Source organism: Ideonella sp. (assembly GCF_044358605.1).
Lineage (GTDB): Bacteria > Pseudomonadota > Gammaproteobacteria > Burkholderiales > Burkholderiaceae_C > Ideonella.
Map to the genome: position 1 here is coordinate 24420 of NZ_JBIKNQ010000035.1, position 18152 is coordinate 42571.

Annotated in this window: 18 protein-coding genes; 8 read left to right on the forward strand and 10 right to left on the reverse strand. The window is 62.5% G+C overall.

The features are described 5' to 3' along the window. Positions 1–26 precede the first annotated feature (26 nt). The 3 genes from ACIQ3Q_RS13360 to ACIQ3Q_RS13370 are packed head-to-tail and all read right to left on the reverse strand — an operon-like array spanning position 27 to position 4401. Positions 27–1157, reverse strand: coding sequence for a lipocalin-like domain-containing protein (locus ACIQ3Q_RS13360; protein ID WP_396269600.1), 1131 nt, complete (start codon positions 1155–1157; stop codon positions 27–29). After that, on the reverse strand, positions 1154–3751 hold the full coding sequence (locus ACIQ3Q_RS13365) for an FtsX-like permease family protein (RefSeq protein WP_396269601.1): 2598 nt from the start codon (positions 3749–3751) through the stop codon (positions 1154–1156). Before ACIQ3Q_RS13365 ends, ACIQ3Q_RS13360 begins: the two co-directional genes overlap by 4 nt. Further along, positions 3730–4401: an ABC transporter ATP-binding protein gene (locus tag ACIQ3Q_RS13370; RefSeq protein WP_396269602.1), complete on the reverse strand. Its 672-nt coding sequence runs from the start codon at positions 4399–4401 to the stop codon at positions 3730–3732. The genes ACIQ3Q_RS13365 and ACIQ3Q_RS13370 overlap by 22 nt, the downstream gene beginning before the upstream one ends. Before the next feature lie 130 nt (positions 4402–4531). Here ACIQ3Q_RS13370 and ACIQ3Q_RS13375 point away from each other — a divergent pair, with 130 nt between their 5' ends. Then, a complete protein-coding gene (locus ACIQ3Q_RS13375) occupies positions 4532–4813 on the forward strand; it encodes a hypothetical protein (RefSeq protein ID WP_396269603.1) in 282 nt (93 codons plus the stop codon). A 15-nt stretch (positions 4814–4828) separates the two neighbouring features. On the opposite strand, the gene ACIQ3Q_RS13380 is transcribed toward ACIQ3Q_RS13375, so the two are convergent. The 7 genes from ACIQ3Q_RS13380 to ACIQ3Q_RS13410 all read right to left on the reverse strand — a co-directional run bounded on the left by ACIQ3Q_RS13380 (position 4829) and on the right by ACIQ3Q_RS13410 (position 11985). Continuing rightward, positions 4829–5626, reverse strand: coding sequence for a nitroreductase family protein (locus ACIQ3Q_RS13380; protein ID WP_396269604.1), 798 nt, complete (start codon positions 5624–5626; stop codon positions 4829–4831). A 17-nt stretch (positions 5627–5643) separates the two neighbouring features. Continuing rightward, the gene (locus tag ACIQ3Q_RS13385; RefSeq protein WP_396269605.1) at positions 5644–6099 is read right to left on the reverse strand and encodes a type II toxin-antitoxin system VapC family toxin; all 456 of its coding nucleotides are present in this window, start codon (positions 6097–6099) and stop codon (positions 5644–5646) included. Next, positions 6089–6349 (reverse strand): type II toxin-antitoxin system Phd/YefM family antitoxin, encoded by a 261-nt coding sequence (locus ACIQ3Q_RS13390; RefSeq protein WP_396269606.1) that lies wholly within the window; start codon positions 6347–6349, stop codon positions 6089–6091. Before ACIQ3Q_RS13390 ends, ACIQ3Q_RS13385 begins: the two co-directional genes overlap by 11 nt. A gap of 136 nt (positions 6350–6485) precedes the next feature. Beyond that, positions 6486–9077 (reverse strand): bifunctional aconitate hydratase 2/2-methylisocitrate dehydratase, encoded by a 2592-nt coding sequence (gene acnB / locus ACIQ3Q_RS13395; protein WP_396269607.1) that lies wholly within the window; start codon positions 9075–9077, stop codon positions 6486–6488. A 219-nt stretch (positions 9078–9296) separates the two neighbouring features. Then, positions 9297–9794, reverse strand: coding sequence for a hypothetical protein (locus tag ACIQ3Q_RS13400; RefSeq protein WP_396269608.1), 498 nt, complete (start codon positions 9792–9794; stop codon positions 9297–9299). Positions 9795–9884: 90 nt separating this feature from the next. After that, complete coding sequence (locus ACIQ3Q_RS13405) at positions 9885–10907, reverse strand: HpcH/HpaI aldolase/citrate lyase family protein (protein WP_396269609.1); 1023 nt, start codon at positions 10905–10907, stop codon at positions 9885–9887. A 91-nt stretch (positions 10908–10998) separates the two neighbouring features. Further along, entirely contained in the window at positions 10999–11985 is a 987-nt protein-coding gene (locus ACIQ3Q_RS13410; RefSeq protein ID WP_396269610.1) for a malate dehydrogenase, read from the reverse strand. A gap of 246 nt (positions 11986–12231) precedes the next feature. Here ACIQ3Q_RS13410 and ACIQ3Q_RS13415 point away from each other — a divergent pair, with 246 nt between their 5' ends. The 7 genes from ACIQ3Q_RS13415 (at position 12232) to gltA (ending at position 18089) form a co-directional block, all read left to right on the forward strand. Further along, entirely contained in the window at positions 12232–13002 is a 771-nt protein-coding gene (locus ACIQ3Q_RS13415) for a GntR family transcriptional regulator (protein ID WP_396269611.1), read from the forward strand. 120 nt (positions 13003–13122) lie between these two features. Then, the gene (sdhC, locus tag ACIQ3Q_RS13420) at positions 13123–13554 is read left to right on the forward strand and encodes a succinate dehydrogenase, cytochrome b556 subunit (protein ID WP_210807845.1); all 432 of its coding nucleotides are present in this window, start codon (positions 13123–13125) and stop codon (positions 13552–13554) included. Between the two features lie 11 nt (positions 13555–13565). Continuing rightward, positions 13566–13928: a succinate dehydrogenase, hydrophobic membrane anchor protein gene (gene sdhD, locus ACIQ3Q_RS13425; protein ID WP_396269612.1), complete on the forward strand. Its 363-nt coding sequence runs from the start codon at positions 13566–13568 to the stop codon at positions 13926–13928. A 19-nt stretch (positions 13929–13947) separates the two neighbouring features. Then, entirely contained in the window at positions 13948–15717 is a 1770-nt protein-coding gene (sdhA, locus tag ACIQ3Q_RS13430; protein WP_396269613.1) for a succinate dehydrogenase flavoprotein subunit, read from the forward strand. 22 nt (positions 15718–15739) lie between these two features. Continuing rightward, the gene (locus ACIQ3Q_RS13435; RefSeq protein ID WP_396269614.1) at positions 15740–16447 is read left to right on the forward strand and encodes a succinate dehydrogenase iron-sulfur subunit; all 708 of its coding nucleotides are present in this window, start codon (positions 15740–15742) and stop codon (positions 16445–16447) included. Between the two features lie 33 nt (positions 16448–16480). Beyond that, positions 16481–16750 (forward strand): succinate dehydrogenase assembly factor 2, encoded by a 270-nt coding sequence (locus tag ACIQ3Q_RS13440; protein ID WP_396269615.1) that lies wholly within the window; start codon positions 16481–16483, stop codon positions 16748–16750. A 28-nt stretch (positions 16751–16778) separates the two neighbouring features. After that, complete coding sequence (gene gltA / locus ACIQ3Q_RS13445) at positions 16779–18089, forward strand: citrate synthase (protein ID WP_396269616.1); 1311 nt, start codon at positions 16779–16781, stop codon at positions 18087–18089. Positions 18090–18152: the final 63 nt, after the last annotated feature.

The following is an 18152-nucleotide window of genomic DNA, read 5'->3' on the forward strand; positions in this document are numbered from 1 at the left end:
CCTGCTGCGGCTTGCCCGTCTAAGGCTCACCCCAGCCGCATGCGCCCCGCATAGCCGGTCATCTCCAGATAACCCAAGCCCAGGCGTTCGCCGCTGGGTTTGTTCAAACTGGCGGCGCCTTCCCAATAGCGCATGCCCGTGCTCATGCGGGCGTCCACCTCTTGGGCGTCGAGCAGGGCAGTCAGTTTGAACTCGCCCGCAGGGCATTGGATCAACCAGGCCACCGGGTACTCGGCACTGCTGCTGGGGCTGCGCCAGTGGCGCAGCGGCTGTAGGCGCACCTCGCTGGGCGCAAAGTTGCGCTGCATACCTTGGCTGCTGCGCCAACTGCCACCGCTCCACAAGGTCGAGCCATCGGCCCGGCGCAGGCGAAACACCGTCAGGGCGCTGCCATCCAAGAGGTTGATGCCTGCCCAGTCCCAGCCCACGGCCTGCTCTTGCGGGGCGCTGGGGTCGCCCAGCAATTGGTCGCTCCATTCTTGATCCAGCCACGACAGGCCTTGTAGAGGCTGCGTCTGCCCGCCCAGGCGCAGGCTGGCTTGGGTGCGCATCTGCACCTGGCTGTAATAGTGGCTGAACTGGTCTGCGCCCGGGCCTTTTTTGGAGAGCCCGTCCACGCCCTGCAGCAAGACGGGTTGCGGGCACTGCAGCGTCAGCTCCAAGGCAAATGCTTGCCCGTGGCTCTGGCCTTGAAACCGAGCCACGTAACGGCTTGGGCCAGTGCCCAAGTCACCCTCGCTGGTCTCGCGGCGCAGCAGCCAGTCGCGCATCTGCACATGGCAGTCGCCTTCTCGGGCCTCTGCCACGCCGGGATAGGCCCGCGCCAAGCGTTGGTCATGCAGCAGTTGGCCTTGGCGCAGGTCGCTCAAGGCGGCGTGGCCGATCAAGACTTGGCGCGCAGCCAAGGCGCTGGGATGGCCGGCAGGCGCTGAGCCTTGCACCCGGAAGAAGGTCAGCTGATAACCGAGCGCAGGGGTGGCCGCTGGGTTAGCCGCGTCCGCCGAGGCATGCAGCACGCCGGTCAGGTACCACCATTCCAAACGGGTGTGAGGGTGGGCGCCAAAGTCACGGGGGAACTGCAGGCGCGGTGCGTTGCTGGCCCAGCCTGGGGTGCCATACAGGGCGGCCAAGGCCAAAAAACTGCGACGGGGAATCACCAGTCCTCCTTCACCGATTGCACTGCCGCCTTGCTGGCCGCTTGGCGGGCCGCCAGCAGCGCCGATAGCACTCCGGCGGTGAACACCGTCAGCAACAAGACCAGCAGTCGCGGCCAGGGCAGGCTCATGTCCATGCTCCAGTGAAAGCTCTGCGGGTTGACCACCCAAATCAACACCGCGCTCAAGCCCAAGCCCAAACCCAGCCCGGCCAAGCAGCCCACCCCGCACAGCAAGGCGGATTCCAGCGCGAGCAGGCGCAAGACGCCCGCGCGGGTCAAGCCCAAATGCAGCAGCAGGCCGAACTCCCGCTTGCGCGCCAGCACTTGCGCCGATTGACTGGCAGCAATGCCAAACACACCAATGGACAAGGTCACGGTCTGCAGCCAGACGGTCACCGCGAAGCTGCGGTCAAAAATTTTCATCGACACTTCGCGCAGCTCTTGGCTGTCTGCCATCTCGATGTCCTCGGGCTGGGCCGCCAGCGCCCGCAAAGCGACTTGGGCTTGGCGGCTGGTCTGGCCCGGCGCCAGCCAAATCTTCACCTCGTTGATGCGCTGATCTTGCGTCCAGGCTTGGTAGGCGTCCAGCGGCATCCAGGCCGCGCCACTTTGGCGGGCATAGTCGCGCCAAACACCGCGCACAAAGACCTTGAGCGGGGGCAGGCCCGGGCGCAGTTGCATCTCTGTGGTGTCGCCGGGGTTGAGCTGCAGGCTGTCGCGCAGGGCTTCGCTGATGTAGACCGGTATCTGGCCTGGCGGCACTGTGGTGGGCGCCAGGGCTTGGGCCAAAGGCAGTTGCGCCTCATCCACCTTCTTGGCCAGCAAGGCGAAGCGCTGGCCACCCATCAGCACCTCGTCGCTGCGTTGGTGCTCGACCGCTTGCACCACGCTGCTGGAAGGCAAGGCGGCCAAGAAGTCGGGTGGCAAGGGCGCATGCAGGCTGGCGCCACCTTGCTGAACTTGCAGGCTGGAGCGCAGGTAGAGGTCCGCCGGCAGCATGTGGTGCAGCCACTGGGTGAGGGAGTCTCTAAAGCTGCCCACCATCACCAGCATGGCGACCGACAAGCTCAGGCTCACCAGCACCCCGGCCAGGGCGCGGCTGGCCTCGCCCGCTTGGTCTCGGGCCCGTTGCTCCACCAGCAAAACCAAGGCGTGGCGTTGCGAGCCTGGCCAGTGGCGCAGCAATGCGAGGGCGCCCCGCACGCCCCAGGGCACGCAGGCAATGCCGCCCAGCAGCATGCACAGCATGGCGGCATAAGCGGCCAGCGGGACGTCTGCCAGCGGCCAAGTCTTGGGCGGTGGTGGCACCATCGCCAAGCCCAGGCCCAAGAGCAACAACACCGGCCCCAAAGCCCTGTGTGTGGATAGGCCGCTGCCGCTTCCAAGGCCTTTCAACACCTGCGCCACCGGCATGCGCCGCACCGTCAGCGCGGGCAGGGCGGCACTGAGCAGGCTCAGCGCCAAGCCCAGCCCGCCAAACAACCCGGCCGCAGCCCAAGGCCCCTGCGCCAAGCTGATGCCCGCAGACAGATGGCCCAGGCCCAAATTGGCGCCCAAGGCCTGCAAGGCCCATTGCGCCGTGGCCCAGCCCAAGGCCAGGCCCAGCACACTGCCCAAGCCGCCCAAGAGCGCTGCTTCCAGCAGCACCAGGCGGGCACGCTCGCGGCCTGTCATGCCCAGCACGCCCAGCAAGGCCCACTGCGGCAAGCGCTGCGCCACAGACAAGCTCATCACCGCAAACACCAAGAAGCTGCCCGTGAACAAGGCCATCAGCGAGAGCATGCTGAGGTTGACCCGATAGGCCCGGGTGAGGTCGCTCATGCGCTGGCCTTCATCCGGCGGCGGCGCAGCGCTGACGCCTTCAGGCCAACGCTGCTGGGCCAACCAGCGCTCTGGGTCCACGCCAGTCACCAAGCGCACATCCACGCGGTCGAGCCGACCCAGCTTGCCCAGCAGCACTTGGGCGGCGGCGATGTCCAGCACGGCCAAGGGTGAGCCCGCTGCGGCGTTGGCTGGGCCGAGGCTGAAGGTGTGGCTGTGCGCCTGGCCGCTGTCGGCCTGAGCGGCACGCAGGCTCACCGTTTGAGCCTGCCCCCCCAGCTTTTGCAGCGCGGCTGGGTTGAGTGAAAGCTGTTGCGGGTCCAGCCCTGCCAGCGGGTTGGTGGGGGCGCTGCCCGCAGCAGGTGCCTGGGGCAGCAAGGCGGGGTTGAGGGCCGCGCCCTGCAGCACATCCCAGCCGATCACCCGCAGGCTGAAGGGCTTGCCCTGCGGATCTTGCATATCTTGCGCCAAGGCTTGGCCTTCCAAGATGGGCGAGGCCAGTTGCACGTCTGGGTCGGCCGCCAAGCTGGCCAACAGCGTTTCAGGCAGGCCCTTCGCGGCGTCAGAGTGCAGCACCACATCGGGCTGGCCCTGCAGGCTGGTGGCGGCGCTGGAGAACTCCGCCAAAGCGGTGCTGTTGAGCAGATGAACGGCAAAGCCCAGCGCCACGCCCAGCACAATGGCCAGCAAGGCCAGTAATTGCCGCCCGGCCTGGTAGCGCAGCGCTGGCCAGCTCAGCTGGGCAAAGTGGCTCAGTGAGCGGGCAAGACCCATGGGCGGATTCCCTTCTCGTCCAGCCGCAGCGCGCGGTCAGCGCGGCCTGCGGCCTGCTCGGAATGGGTGACCAGCAAGCAGGCCGCGCCCTCAGCCCGCACTTGCGTGAGCAGCAGGTCCATCACCTCGCGGGCATGGCGGGCGTCCAGGTTGCCCGTGGGTTCATCGGCCAGGATCAGGGCGGGCTTGTGAACCAAGGCCCGCGCAATGGCCACCCGCTGTAACTGGCCGCCGGAGAGCTGGCGTGGCATGCGGGCGCCGAGGCTGCTCAGCCCGACGGCGTCCAGCATGGCTTGCACCCGGGCGGGGTCTGGCCTGTGCAGCAGCAGCAAGGGCAGGGCGACGTTCTGCGCCACAGTCAGGTGGGGCAAGACATGAAAGGCCTGGAACACAAAGCCTAACTTGGTGCGCCGTAACTCGGCCCGCCCCGCTTCATCCAGTGTGGCGAGGTCTTGGCCGTCGATCTCGATGGCACCTGCATCGGGCTCGTCCAGCCCGGCCAAGCAATTGAGCAGCGTCGACTTGCCCGTGCCCGACTCGCCCAGCAAGGCCACCAACTCGCCGCGCACCAACGTTAAATCGACGGCTCGAAACACGGCGCTGTCGCCATAAGCTTTGGCCAGACCTTCGGCGCGTAAGAGGGGGCTCATGTCGGAATTCTCGCTCAAGCGCTGCGGCTTTCATGAGGCCGCGCATCCGCTTTCGCCTTGTGTGGGCTGGCACGCAGACAGGTGGGGCTGGCGTTTCTAGCATGGGCTTTCCTTGTTGCGAAAGCTATCCATGACCAACCCCACCGCTCGTTTGTTGATGCCCTTGGCTGCAGAGTTGGCCGCAGACCAGAATGCCAGTTCAAGCACTCAGGCCTCGGGCACGGTGCCACTGGCCAGCGGCACCCCCAATGTGGCCAGCAGCACGCCCGCTGTTGCTGCGCCCCGTCCACCTGCACCGGCCCCTGCGCCAGCACCTGCGCCGACGCCCAGTGAAGCTTTCGGTGGGGCGCTCAAGGACCGCGCCAATCAGCGCAACAAGACGGCCGAGCAACTGCTGAATGAACAGAAGTAGGCTTGCTTGGGCTGATCACCCGTTGTTCATGAAGTCGTGTTGCTCTAACAGGGCCAGCAGCTCGCGCGAGATGCCCTGCATGGCGACGGGCGAGTACTTCAGCTCCGAGGTGTAGAACTGTGCGAGTGAGGTGATGCCGTGCTCGGCCCAGCGTTGGCGCGCATCGGCGCTCAGGCTTTGGTAGCGCTGCAGGCCGCGCTGGTCACGCTGGGCATAGAGGTCGTCAATCTCGGCAGGCCCGGCGCGTTGGTAACGTTCGCGATGCAGGTAGGCCGCTAGGGGCAGTCGGTCGCGCGGCTCGGGGCTCTCATCGGGCCACCCCAGCACCAAGCTTGTGACTGGCAAGGTGCCCGGCGGCAGCTCTAGGAAGTGAGCGATCTTTGGCGCTGCGTTCAAGGTGGTGCCCAAGTAGCAAATGCCCAAGCCTTGGGCCTCACAGGCCAGCGCCATGCTTTGCGCCAAGATCATCGCGTCAAACGCGGCCACCAAGAAGCCGTGGAAGTTGTTGAAGTTGTCTCGCGCTTCGTGCCGCGCTAGCCAGTCGCGCGTGCGCCTGGCCTCCGCGCAAAAGGTCAGCATCACTGGAGCTTGCAAGATCATCTCTTGCTCACCATGCAGGCGGAACAACTCCGTTTTGCGGCCTACATCCCGTGTCTCGATCACCGCATAGGTGTTGAGGTTGCCCGAGCTGGAGCTGCCGAGGATGGCGGCTTGCAGCAAGCTGTCCAACATGGCGGGCGGCACATCGGCGGGCTTGAAAGCGCGGATGGAGCGGTGGGCGCGCAGCAGGGTTGGGAGATCAAAGTTTGTCATGGCTAGCGATTGGGTGTTCACGCGCCGTAGAGGACGGGTAGCCCCTCGACCTTGGAAAAATCTCGGTCGTGGGTCACCAAGGCGGCGGCGCCAATGTCGAGTGCGGCGGCGAGTTGCAAAGCATCCGGCAGTTTCAGTCCATAACGCGCCCGCAATTGGGCCGCTAGATTGGCGATGGCGGGTGAGAGGTTGACCCATTCAAACTGGGTCAGAGCTTGCTCGTAGCGCGCAGCCAAGGCGGTTTGGCCGGCTTTGTGGGGGCCGCTCAAGACCTCGGCCAGGGTGATGGGGGTCAGGGCCAAGCGCAGCGTGCCCGCTTCCGCGGCTTCAAATAGGCCCGCAAATCTGGGGGCAAAGTCAGGGTGGTCTTGCAGCAGGTAAATCCACGGTGCCGTATCCACCAAGACTGTGCTGCCTGGGGGCAGACCACCCCACACGGTCGGGGCCGACCTCGATCGTTGGCTACCACTCATGGCGCAGTTCAGCCACCGCAGTGGAAGCGCCTTGGGGCCAGAGGCCGCGGCCCGTGCCACGCAGGGCCAGCAGGCTTGCGCGAGGGCGGTTGGCGTGTTGCTGCGCTTCCCAAGTGCTGACGGGCAAGACCACGGCCACGGGTTTGCCGTGCCGGGTGATGACGCTGGTGTAGCCAGCCACCGCCTCGGAGGCGATTTGCGGCAGTTGCGCCCTAGCCTGTTCCAGGCCGTAGGGTTTGGGTTTGGTCATGGCGCACGCCCTCAAAGTATGTACAGACTGTACAGAAGTGGCTTGCCGCCGTCAAATCACTCTCTTCAGCATCGGCGTTGGCCGGCCAAAAAAATCGGCCCCGAAGGGCCGATCATCATGGAGCCTGATGGTGCACTCAGGCGGTCACGCCCTTGGCGTTATCCACGTACTCTTCGATCTGGTCGAAGTTCATGTACTTGTAGATCTCGCCCGACTTGGTGGTGATCACGCCGGTGGCCGTCAAGTACTCTTCCTTGGTGGGCAACTTGCCCAGTTTAGAGGCCACAGCAGCCAGCTCGGCGGAGCCCAAGAACACGTTGGTGTTCTTGCCCAAACGGTTGGGGAAGTTACGGGTCGAGGTGGAGATCACCGTAGCGCCTTCGCGCACTTGCGCTTGGTTGCCCATGCACAGGCTGCAACCAGGCATTTCGGTGCGGGCACCGGCAGAGCCGAAGGTGGCGTAGTGGCCTTCTTTGATCAGCTCGCTCTCGTCCATCTTGGTGGGCGGTGCAATCCAAAGCTTGACCGGGATGTCACGGGCACCGCCCAACACCGTGGCCGCAGCGCGGAAGTGGCCGATGTTGGTCATGCAAGAGCCGATGAAGGCTTCGTCGATCTTGGTGCCGGCGACTTCAGACAGGAACTTGGCATCGTCCGGGTCGTTGGGGCAGCAGACGATGGGCTCCTTGATGTCGGCCAGGTCGATTTCGATCACGGCCGCGTACTCGGCGTCCTTGTCGGCTTCCAGCAATTGCGGGTTGGCCAACCAGGCTTCGACCTTCTCAATGCGGCGCTGCAGGGTCTTGGCGTCGGCATAGCCGTCAGCGATCATGTTCTTCATCAGAACGATGTTCGAGTTCAGGTATTCCTGTACCGGAGCCTTGTTCAGCTTGATGGTGCAACCCGCAGCGGAACGCTCAGCCGATGCGTCGCTCAATTCAAAAGCTTGTTCCACCTTCAGGTCAGGCAGGCCTTCGATTTCGAGGATGCGGCCGGAGAAGGCGTTGATCTTGCCGGCCTTGGCAACCGTCAAGAGACCGGCCTTGATGGCGTACAGCGGAATGGCATGCACCAGGTCACGCAAGGTGACGCCGGGTTGCATCTGGCCCTTGAAGCGCACCAGCACCGACTCAGGCATGTCCAGCGGCATCACGCCGGTGGCAGCACCGAAAGCCACCAAGCCTGAACCCGCGGGGAAGGAGATGCCGATGGGGAAGCGGGTGTGGCTGTCGCCACCGGTGCCCACGGTGTCAGGCAGCAGCAGGCGGTTGAGCCAAGAGTGGATCACGCCATCCCCTGGGCGCAGCGACACGCCGCCCCGGTTGGAGATGAAGGCGGGCAGCTCGCGGTGGGTCTTCACGTCCACAGGCTTGGGGTAAGCGGCGGTGTGGCAGAAGGATTGCATCACCAAGTCGGCCGAGAAGCCCAGGCAAGCCAAGTCCTTCAACTCGTCGCGGGTCATCGGGCCAGTGGTGTCTTGGCTGCCAACCGTGGTCATGCGGGGCTCGCAGTAGGTGCCAGGGCGCACGCCTTGACCTTCGGGCAGGCCCACAGCGCGGCCGACCATCTTTTGCGCCAAGGTGAACCCAGCCTTGGTGGCTGCAGGCACGGAGGGCAGGCGGAATAAGGTGGAGGCAGGCAAGCCCAGGAACTCACGGGCCTTGGCGGTCAGGCTGCGGCCGATGATGAGGTTGATACGGCCACCGGCGCGCACCTCGTCAAACAGCACATCGCTCTTCAGCTTGAACTCGGCCACCGTGGTGCCGTTCTTCACCAACTTGCCGTCGTAGGGCAGCACGTCGATGACGTCGCCCATTTCCAGCTTGCTGACATCGACTTCAATGGGCAGCGAGCCCGAGTCTTCTTGAGTGTTGAAGAAGATCGGGGCGATCTTGCCGCCCAGGGTCACACCACCAAAGCGCTTGTTCGGCACAAAGGGGATGTCTTGGCCGGTGGCCCAGATGACGCTGTTGGTGGCAGATTTGCGGCTAGAACCGGTGCCCACCACGTCGCCCACATAGGCCACCAAGTTACCCTTTTTCTTCAGGTCTTCGATGAACTGCATCGGGCCGCGCTTGCCGTCTTCTTCGGGCTTGAACGCCGCGTCGGGGCGGGTGTTCTTCAGCATGGCCAGATAGTGCATGGGAATGTCCGGACGCGTGGTGGCGTCCGGGGCGGGCGACAGGTCGTCGGTATTGGTTTCGCCGGGCACCTTGAAGACGGTGACGGTGATGGTCTTGGGGACTTCAGGGCGGCTGGTGAACCACTCGGCATTGGCCCAGCTCTGCATCACTTCCTGAGCCTTGGCATTACCCGCCTTGGCCTTGGCAGCCACGTCGTTGAAGTAATCAAACATCAACAAGGTTTTCTTCAGGGCTTCAGCAGCCACGCCTGCCACTTCGGCGTCGTCCAGCAGCTCGATCAGGGGGTGGACGTTGTAGCCGCCCACCATGGTGCCTAGCAACTCGGTGGCCTTGGCTTTGGAGATCAAACCAACCTTCACGTCACCATGCGCCACGGCGGCCAGGAAGCTGGCCTTGACCTTGGCGGCGTCATCCACGCCCGGGGGCACGCGGTGGGTCAGCAAGTCCAACAAGAAAGCATCTTCGCCAGCCGGGGGGGTCTTGATCAGCTCGATCAGGGCGGCGACCTGCTTGGCGTCAAGGGGCAGCGGCGGGATACCGAGCGCGGCGCGTTCGGCGGCATGTTGGCGATAGGCTTGCAGCATGTCTAAGCTCCTGAGGGGCAGTGAGTGAAGATCAGGGTATCTACCGTATTTTATATCTTATATAAGACTTGCCAAGCCCTGTCTCTGTATCTTGGCGGGGGAGATTGTGGTCCGCGCATCCTGACACCAGAGCCTGTGTCCGAGTGAGTGGCAGGGGCAAGGGCCAAGAAAAAGGCGCCTCCGTGGAGACGCCTTGTCTGGATGTGCGGGGTTTGGGGCTCAATTGCCCATCATGGATGGGGCGGCGGGCTGCCCTTGCGCCTCGGCCTTGGCCTGGGCTTGCTTCTCATGAACGCATTCGTCCACCAGGCGCCGGCCGACCTTGACGTCCATGAGCATGGACTTGTGCGCGATTTGCAGCATCAGGGTCTGGCCTTTGACATCTTCCAGGCGCAAGGCGCCGGTCGAGGACAGCACGGGCCTCATGGTCCAACGCTGCTTGCCAAACAGCACATCGATATAGCCCTCAAACTTGGGGTTCATGGCGACTTGAACCGATTTGCTTTGCTCGCACTGGTACTCACCAAAGTGAGTCATGGCTGCGGCGGCCAGTTGCTCACCTTCAGCGGTCGGCAAGGGGGGCTCGGCCTTGGCGGCCTTCACGGGCTTGGCTTTGGCCGCAGCTCTCTTGACGGGCTCTGCCGCACCTGCAGCGGTGGCACCCAGCAGGGCCGCCAAGGTCAAGGTTGTGACGGCAGCAAAGAAATGACGATTCATTCAAAGTCTCCAATTCATGTCTCAAGGTGCATTGTCACCAGCGCAGCGCCTGCCACTGTGACGGAACGTGACCAGCATAGGGGCGGTCGCTCAGTCCAGATGCTTGAAAAAGGCCTGAACTTCAGCGGGAAGCCGGGGTCCATGCGCGAATGATGTGCGATGCGCACGTTGCAGCACTTGCCAGAAGTAACGGTAACTGGCGCGGTCGTGCAGTTGTTCTCGGCCCTGATGTTGGTGGCGGATAGGCCCCCACTGCGCGATCTGGGCGGCCAGCAGGATCTCGGCGGCTTGCTCAATCTCGCTGGCGCTGGGCGTGAAGGCTTCGACGATGGTGCGGATCTGGTCGGGGTGGATACTCCACATCCGGGTGTAGCCCAGGCGCTGCGAAGCTTGCAGCGCCGCGGCCTTCAAGGCGGCTTGGTCCTTGAATTCGGTGACCACGCAATGCGATGGCACTTTGGCGTGGGCATGGCAGGCGGCAGCAATCTCCAGCTTGGCCCGCAGCACCAAGGGGTGTTCAAACTGCCCCACAGCGCCCATAGCACTTTGAGGAATGGCGCCGCGGTGTGCGGATACGAAGTCCATGAGGCCAAATGACAGCGACTCTAGACGTGGGTGAGCCGCAAGGCTGTGGACGGACTGCAGCGCACCATGGGTTTCAACCAGTGCATGCAAGGGAATGCGGCGGGCGAGCCCTGAGGCTTTGCTCAAGGCGTCAACCACGTCCGCGGCCCGCTGAATATCCGCCAGGCCGTCTGGCTTGGGGATCATCAGGTACGCCATGCGGTGACCGGCCTTGGGAATCAAAACCTCCAGCATGGCTTCAAATGCAGGATGCGAGGCGGGCACCACGCGTGCACCGACACGCCCGTGCGCATTCAGGGGTGAGGTCAGTAATTCGGCCATCAGGTGGGCGTGTTCCACCTCGCCGCCCACTGGCGCCCCATCTTCACCATCCAGCGTCACGTCAAACACGGGGCCCCACTCGGCCTGCAGCTCCAGGCTCTTGCGCATGCGGGCTTCGACGCCGCAGTAGTGGTCGCAGACGGGCAGGTCGGGGGCGGCGGGGCCTTCTTCGACCAGGGCCAAGTGAGGAGGGGTTAGCGCAGACATGGTGAATGCTTCAGTTTGTGCATCTAAGAATGAGAAAAGGCTGCCCGTGGGCAGCCTTTCAATCTAACACCTTGAGTGCTGAAAGTGCGGATCAGAGCAGGTGCTTGACGCCGTCTTTCTCGCCTTCGAGCTCAGCCAGGGTCTTGTTGATGCACTCTTGCGAGAAGGCATCGATAGGCAAGCCCTCGACGATCTTGTACTCGCCGCCTTCGCAGGTGACGGGATAGCCGAACATGACTTCCTTGGGGATGCCGTATTCGCCATTGGACGGAATGCCCATGGTGACCCACTTGCCGTTGGTGCCCAAGGCCCAGTCGCGCATGTGGTCGATGGCGGCGTTAGCAGCCGAGGCGGCCGAGGACAGACCGCGAGCGGCAATGATGGCAGCGCCACGCTTGCCCACGGTGGGCAAGAAGGTGTTGGCGTTCCAGTCGTGGTCGTTGATGGTGTCCTTGACCGACTTGCCATTGACCGTGGCGAAACGGTAATCGGCGTACATGGTGGGCGAGTGGTTGCCCCACACGGCCAGCTTCTCGATGTCGCCCACGGCGCAGCCGATCTTGGAGGCGATTTGGCTGGCAGCGCGGTTGTGGTCCAGGCGCAGCATGGCGGTGAAGTTCTTGGCCGGCAGGTTGGGGGCCGACTTCATGGCGATGTAGGCGTTGGTGTTGGCAGGGTTGCCGACCACCAGCACGCGCACATTGCGCGAGGCCACGGCGTTCAGGGCCTTGCCCTGGGCGGTGAAGATCTGGGCGTTGGCAGCCAACAGGTCGGCGCGCTCCATGCCAGGGCCGCGGGGACGTGCACCCACCAACAGGGCGTAGTCGGTGTCCTTGAAGGCGGTCATGGGGTCAGCGTGGGCTTCGATGCCAGCCAGCAGCGGGAATGCGCAGTCTTCCAGTTCCATGATCACGCCCTTGAGCGCGTTCTGGGCCTTCTCGTCCGGAATCTCCAGCAGTTGCAGGATGACGGGTTGGTCCTTGCCCAGCATTTCGCCAGAGGCAATGCGGAACAACAGGGCATAGCCGATTTGACCAGCGGCGCCAGTGACGGCCACGCGAACGGGTTTCTTGCTCATGGTGATAACTCCGGGAAGTGGGGGAAAGTGAGACGCATACCGCGCAGGTATTCGGTGGGCGTCGGCGCTGCGCAGTATCGCTAAGCAGGCTGACACCGGCATGAACCCGGCTAGGAGACGAACACGTGAGTGTAGCGGGCAGTCTAAGGGTCAACCCGAGGAGTGTCAATATTCTTATGTCTTATATAAGACATCAATCGGATAAGTCTGGACGAGCCCATTGGGGATGTGCTGCAATCCCGCCCCATGCCTGCTGCTTTACCCCCTGACTTGCCTGATGCTGAACCGGCCTTGCCTGCTGGCCCAGCCTTCAGCCCTTTGTATCAGCAGATCAAGGCTTTGTTGGTACGCAGTCTGCAAAGTGGAGACTGGAAACCCGGAGAGGCCATTCCCAGTGAGGTGGAATTGGCTGCGCGCTATCGTGTGAGCCAAGGTACGGTACGCAAAGCCATTGATGAGCTGGCGACAGAGAATTTATTGGTGCGTCGGCAGGGCAAGGGCACATTCGTTGCGACACATGCCGAAGAGAACACACAGTATCGTTTTTTGCGCCTGACGCCCGACGCCGGGCCTGCCAGCGGCATGGCGCGACGGTTTTTGGACTGTAAGCGCATGCGCGCCCCGCAAGATGTGGCCAAGGCCTTGGGTTTGAAGGCGGGTGAAAGTGCTTTGCTGGTGCGTCGAACCTTGTCGCGCAATGGCCAACCGGTGGTGTTGGACGAAATTTGGCTGCCTTCAGGCTTGTTCAAGGGGCTGACGGCGGAACGTTTGAGTCAATACGCAGGACCGATGTATGGTCTTTTTGAAACGGATTTTGGGGTGCGGATGATCCGTGCCGAAGAGAAGATCAGGGCGGTGGCCGCTGATGCGTCAACGGCTGAGTTGATGCAAGTGCCGATGGCGTCGCCCTTGTTAAGCGTAGAGCGCCTCTCTCACACCTACGGAGATAAACCTGTTGAGTTGAGGCGCGGGCTCTACAACACCTTGGCGCACTACTACAGAAATGAGTTGCAGTGAGCTTGCGCAAATAGCTGCAACGTCTGATGTGGCAAGGCCCCTGAAAGCTTGCTGCGATGCAATAAAATCCTCAGGTTTCATCGCGATTACTTCCCGAGCGACCACAACAAGGACCGACCCATGGCAAACACGCTCAAGACGCGTCCGGAATTCCGCAATATCAATGCGCTTTCGGATCTGCCCAACTACCGGCTTCCCCCGGCGGGCATCGTCTCTATCCTTCACCGCATCAGCGGAGCAATTCTGTTCCTCTTGTTGCCTTTCATCATTTGGCTGTTCGACAAGAGCGTGACCTCAGAGATCTCGTTCGAAGTCTTCCGCAATGCCTACACGGCAGGCATCGGTGTTGCACCGGCCTGGTTCGTGAAACTGGTGACCTTGGCCATTCTGTGGGGCTACTTGCACCACTTCATCGCCGGTGTTCGCCATCTGTGGATGGACGCCACCCACAGCGTCTCCAAAGAGCAAGGCAAGTCTTCCGCCATCGTCACCTTGGCGCTGGGCACTCTGCTGACGCTGGCCCTGGGCGCCAAGCTGTTCGGCCTGTATTGAGGAGCAACCCCATGGCAGTGAATTACGGATCAAAGCGCATCGTTGTTGGTGCGGGCTATGGCTTCCGCGACTGGCTGGCCCAGCGCGTGACGGCTGTGTTGATGGCGCTGTTTACCGTTGTCGTGCTGGCGCAAGTGCTGATGCCCGGCGAGATTGGCTATGACAAATGGGCCGGTATCTTCTCGGCACAGTGGATGAAGGTCTTGACCTTCGTCGTCATCCTCTCCTTGGCCTACCACGCCTGGGTGGGCGTGCGCGACATTTGGATGGATTACGTCAAGCCGGTGGGCCTGCGCCTGGTGCTGCAGGTGTTCTCCATCGTCTGGCTGGTCGGCTGCGCCGGTTGGGCCATCCAAGTTCTGTGGCGTCTGTGACGCGCTTGAGAGAAACAATATGACTAGCAATATCACCAAGCGCAAGTTTGACGTTGTCATCGTCGGGGCTGGCGGCTCCGGCATGCGCGCCTCGCTGCAACTCTCCTTGGCCGGCCTGAACGTGGCTGTGCTGTCCAAAGTCTTCCCCACCCGCTCGCACACCGTGGCGGCGCAGGGCGGCATTGGCGCCTCACTGGGCAATATGTCGGAAGACAACTGGCACTATCACTTCTTCGATACCGTCAAGGGCTCAGACTGGCTGGGCGACCAAGACGCGATTGAATTCATGTGCCGCGAAGCGCCCAAGGTCGTCTACGAGCTTGAGCACTTCGGGATGCCGTTTGACCGCAACCCAGACGGCACCATCTATCAGCGCCCCTTCGGTGGCCACACGGCCAATTACGGCGAGAAGCCCGTGCAGCGTGCCTGCGCTGCGGCGGACCGCACTGGCCACGCGTTGTTGCACACGCTCTACCAGCAAAACGTCAAGGCCCGCACCAACTTCTTCGTGGAGTGGATGGCGCTGGACCTGATCCGCGACCAAGAAGGCGACGTTTGTGGCGTGACCGCCCTGGAAATGGAAACCGGCGGTCTGCACATCTTGGAAGCCAAGACTGTGCTGATGGCGACGGGCGGCGCGGGTCGCATCTTCGCTGCTTCGACCAATGCCTTCATCAACACCGGTGACGGTTTGGGCATGGCTGCTCGCGCAGGCATCCCGCTGGAAGACATGGAGTTCTGGCAGTTCCACCCCACCGGCGTGGCCGGTGCCGGCGTGCTGCTGACCGAAGGTTGCCGTGGCGAAGGCGCGATCTTGCGCAACGCCAACGGCGAGCGCTTCATGGAGCGCTATGCCCCCACCCTGAAGGACTTGGCACCGCGTGACTTCGTCTCGCGCTCCATGGACCAGGAGATCAAGGAAGGTCGCGGTTGCGGTCCCAACAAGGACTACGTGCTGCTAGACATGACCCACCTGGGTGCGGACACCATCATGAAGCGTCTGCCTTCGGTGTTCGAGATTGGCCATAACTTTGCCAACGTCGACATCACCAAGGAGCCTATCCCCGTGGTGCCGACCATCCACTACCAGATGGGTGGTATCCCCACCAACGTCAATGGTCAGGTGGTGATCCCGCGCAATGGCAAGCACAACGACGTGGTCAATGGCCTGTATGCGGTGGGCGAGTGCTCCTGCGTGTCGGTGCACGGCGCCAATCGCTTGGGTACCAACTCCTTGTTGGATCTGATCGTCTTCGGTCGTGCTGCTGGCAACCACATTGTGGCAAGCAGCCTGAAGCAGAAGAGCCACAAGCCACTGCCCGCCGATGCCGCCGACCAAACCCTGGCCCGCCTGGCGCGCCTGGATTCGGCCAAGAACGGTGAGTACGCCCAGGATGTGGCCAACGACATTCGCTCGACCATGCAGAAGCATGCTGGTGTGTTCCGCACCCAGAAGATGATGGACGAGGGCGTCACCGCTATCAAGCAAGTGGCTGAGCGCGTCAAGTCGATTGGCTTGAAGGACAACTCCAAGGTGTTCAACACCGCGCGCATCGAAGCTCTCGAAGTCGAGAACCTGATCGAAGCGGCCAAGGCCACCATGATCTCTGCGGCCGCTCGCCCCGAGAGCCGCGGTGCCCACGCGCACGACGATTTCCCGAACCGCGATGACGCGAATTGGATGAAGCACACGCTGTGGTACTCCGAAGGCGACCGCCTGGACTACAAGCCCGTCAACCTGCAGCCGCTGACCGTTGAGTCGGTGCCGCCCAAGGTTCGTACTTTCTGATCGCAGCGAGAGGATAAGCAACATGGCTGATAAGCGCACTTTCCAAATCTATCGCTACGACCCTGATAAGGACGCCAAGCCTTACATGCAGACCATCGAGATCGAACTCGATGGCAACGAACGCATGCTGCTGGACGCCCTGGTCAAGCTCAAGGCTGTAGACCCCACCTTGTCCTTCCGTCGCTCTTGCCGTGAAGGCGTGTGCGGCTCGGACGCGATGAACATCAATGGCAAGAATGGCCTGGCCTGCCTGACCAATATGCGTACGCTGCCACAAACCGTGGTGCTGCGCCCTCTGCCTGGCCTGCCGGTGGTTCGCGACCTGATCGTGGACATGACCCAGTTCTTCAAGCAGTACAACTCGATCAAGCCCTATCTGGTGAATGACGAGCGCCCCCCTGAGAAGGAGCGCCTGCAGTCTCCTGAAGAGCGCGAAGAGTTAGACGGCCTGTACGAGTGCATCTTGTGCGCGAGCTGCTCGACCAGCTGCCCCAGCTTCTGGTGGAACCCCGACAAGTTCGTGGGCCCGGCCGGCTTGCTGCAGGCCTATCGCTTCATCGCGGATAGCCGCGACCAAGACACCAACGCCCGTCTCGACAACCTCGAAGACCCGTACCGTCTGTTCCGCTGCCACACCATCATGAACTGTGTCGATGTCTGCCCCAAGGGTCTGAACCCCACCAAGGCCATCGGCAAGATCAAGGAATTGATGGTCCGTCGTGCGGTGTAAAGCGCGAGCGGTCAATTTCAAGCAAGCCTAGGCATGGACACTGCGTCTCTGAATCCCACCGATGTCAGCCGCCTGAAATGGCGTTGCCGTCGGGGTTTGCTTGAAAACGATCTGTTTGTCGAACGGTTCTTCCGCCGGTATGAGCACAGCCTCACGCTGGCTCAGGTGGAAGGCCTTCAGCTTTTGATGGACCTGGCCGATAACGACCTCTTGGACCTGCTGCTTGCGCGGAAGGAACCTGAGGGCGACCTCGACCGGGCCGAGGTGCGGGAAGTGCTTGCACTCCTTCGCCAGCCCGGTTGAACAACGCATTCTTAGAAAGGACTCGACGATGACCCCGTCTGACGTGAAAGCCACCCTGTCGTTCTCTGACGGCAGCCCCGCCATGGACCTGCCGATCTACAAGGGCACCATTGGCCCCGACGTGATCGACATCCGCAAGCTCTACGGCCAAACCGGTAAGTTCACCTACGACCCCGGCTTCCTGTCCACCGCGTCTTGCAACTCGACCATCACCTACATTGATGGCGACAAGGGCGAGTTGCTGTATCGCGGCTACCCCATCGAGCAGTTGGCCGTGAATTGCGACTACCTCGAGACCTGCTACCTGCTGCTGTACGGAGAGCTGCCCAACCCGTCGCAAAAAGAAGACTTCGTGGCCCGTGTGACGAATCACACCATGGTCAACGAGCAGATGCAGTTCTTCCTGCGTGGCTTCCGCCGTGATGCACACCCGATGGCCGTGATGACCGGCTTGGTGGGCGCTCTGTCGGCTTTCTATCACGACAGCACCGACATCAATAACCCCGAGCACCGTGAAATCGCCGCGATCCGTCTGATCGCCAAGATGCCCACGCTCGTGGCGATGGCCTACAAGTACACCGTTGGGCAGCCCTACATCTACCCGAAGAATGACCTGTCCTACGCAGGCAACTTCATGCGCATGATGTTCGCTACGCCGTGCGAAGACTACAAGCCCAATGACGTGCTGGTGCGCGCCATGGACCGTATCTTCACCCTGCACGCCGACCACGAGCAGAACGCTTCGACCTCGACCGTGCGTCTGTGCGGCTCTTCGGGCACCAACCCGTTTGCCGCCATCGCTGCGGGCGTGGCCTGCCTGTGGGGCCCGGCTCATGGCGGCGCCAACGAGGCCTGCCTGAACATGCTGGCCGACATCCAAAACCAGGGTGGCGTGGCCAAGATCGGCGAGTTCATCAAGCAGGTCAAGGACAAGAACTCTGGCGTGAAGCTGATGGGTTTTGGCCACCGCGTCTACAAGAACTACGACCCGCGCGCCAAGCTGATGCGCGAGACCTGCCACGAAGTGTTGAACGAACTGGGCCTGCACAACGACCCGATGTTCAAGCTGGCGATGGAGCTGGAAAAGATTGCGCTGGAAGACGAATACTTCGTCGCCCGCAAGCTCTACCCGAACGTGGACTTCTACTCTGGCATCGTGCAGCGCGCCATCGGCATCCCCGTGCCGCTGTTCACGGCCATCTTCGCCCTGGCACGTACCGTGGGCTGGATTGCCCAGTTGAACGAAATGATCGGCGACCCCGAGTACAAGATCGGTCGTCCACGTCAGTTGTTTGTGGGCTCAGCCTCTCGCGACGTCAAGCCCATCGCTCAGCGCTAAGCTTTCGCTGGATGTCAAAAAGGCCACCTTCGGGTGGCTTTTTTCATTCCCCCGCGGCTTTCG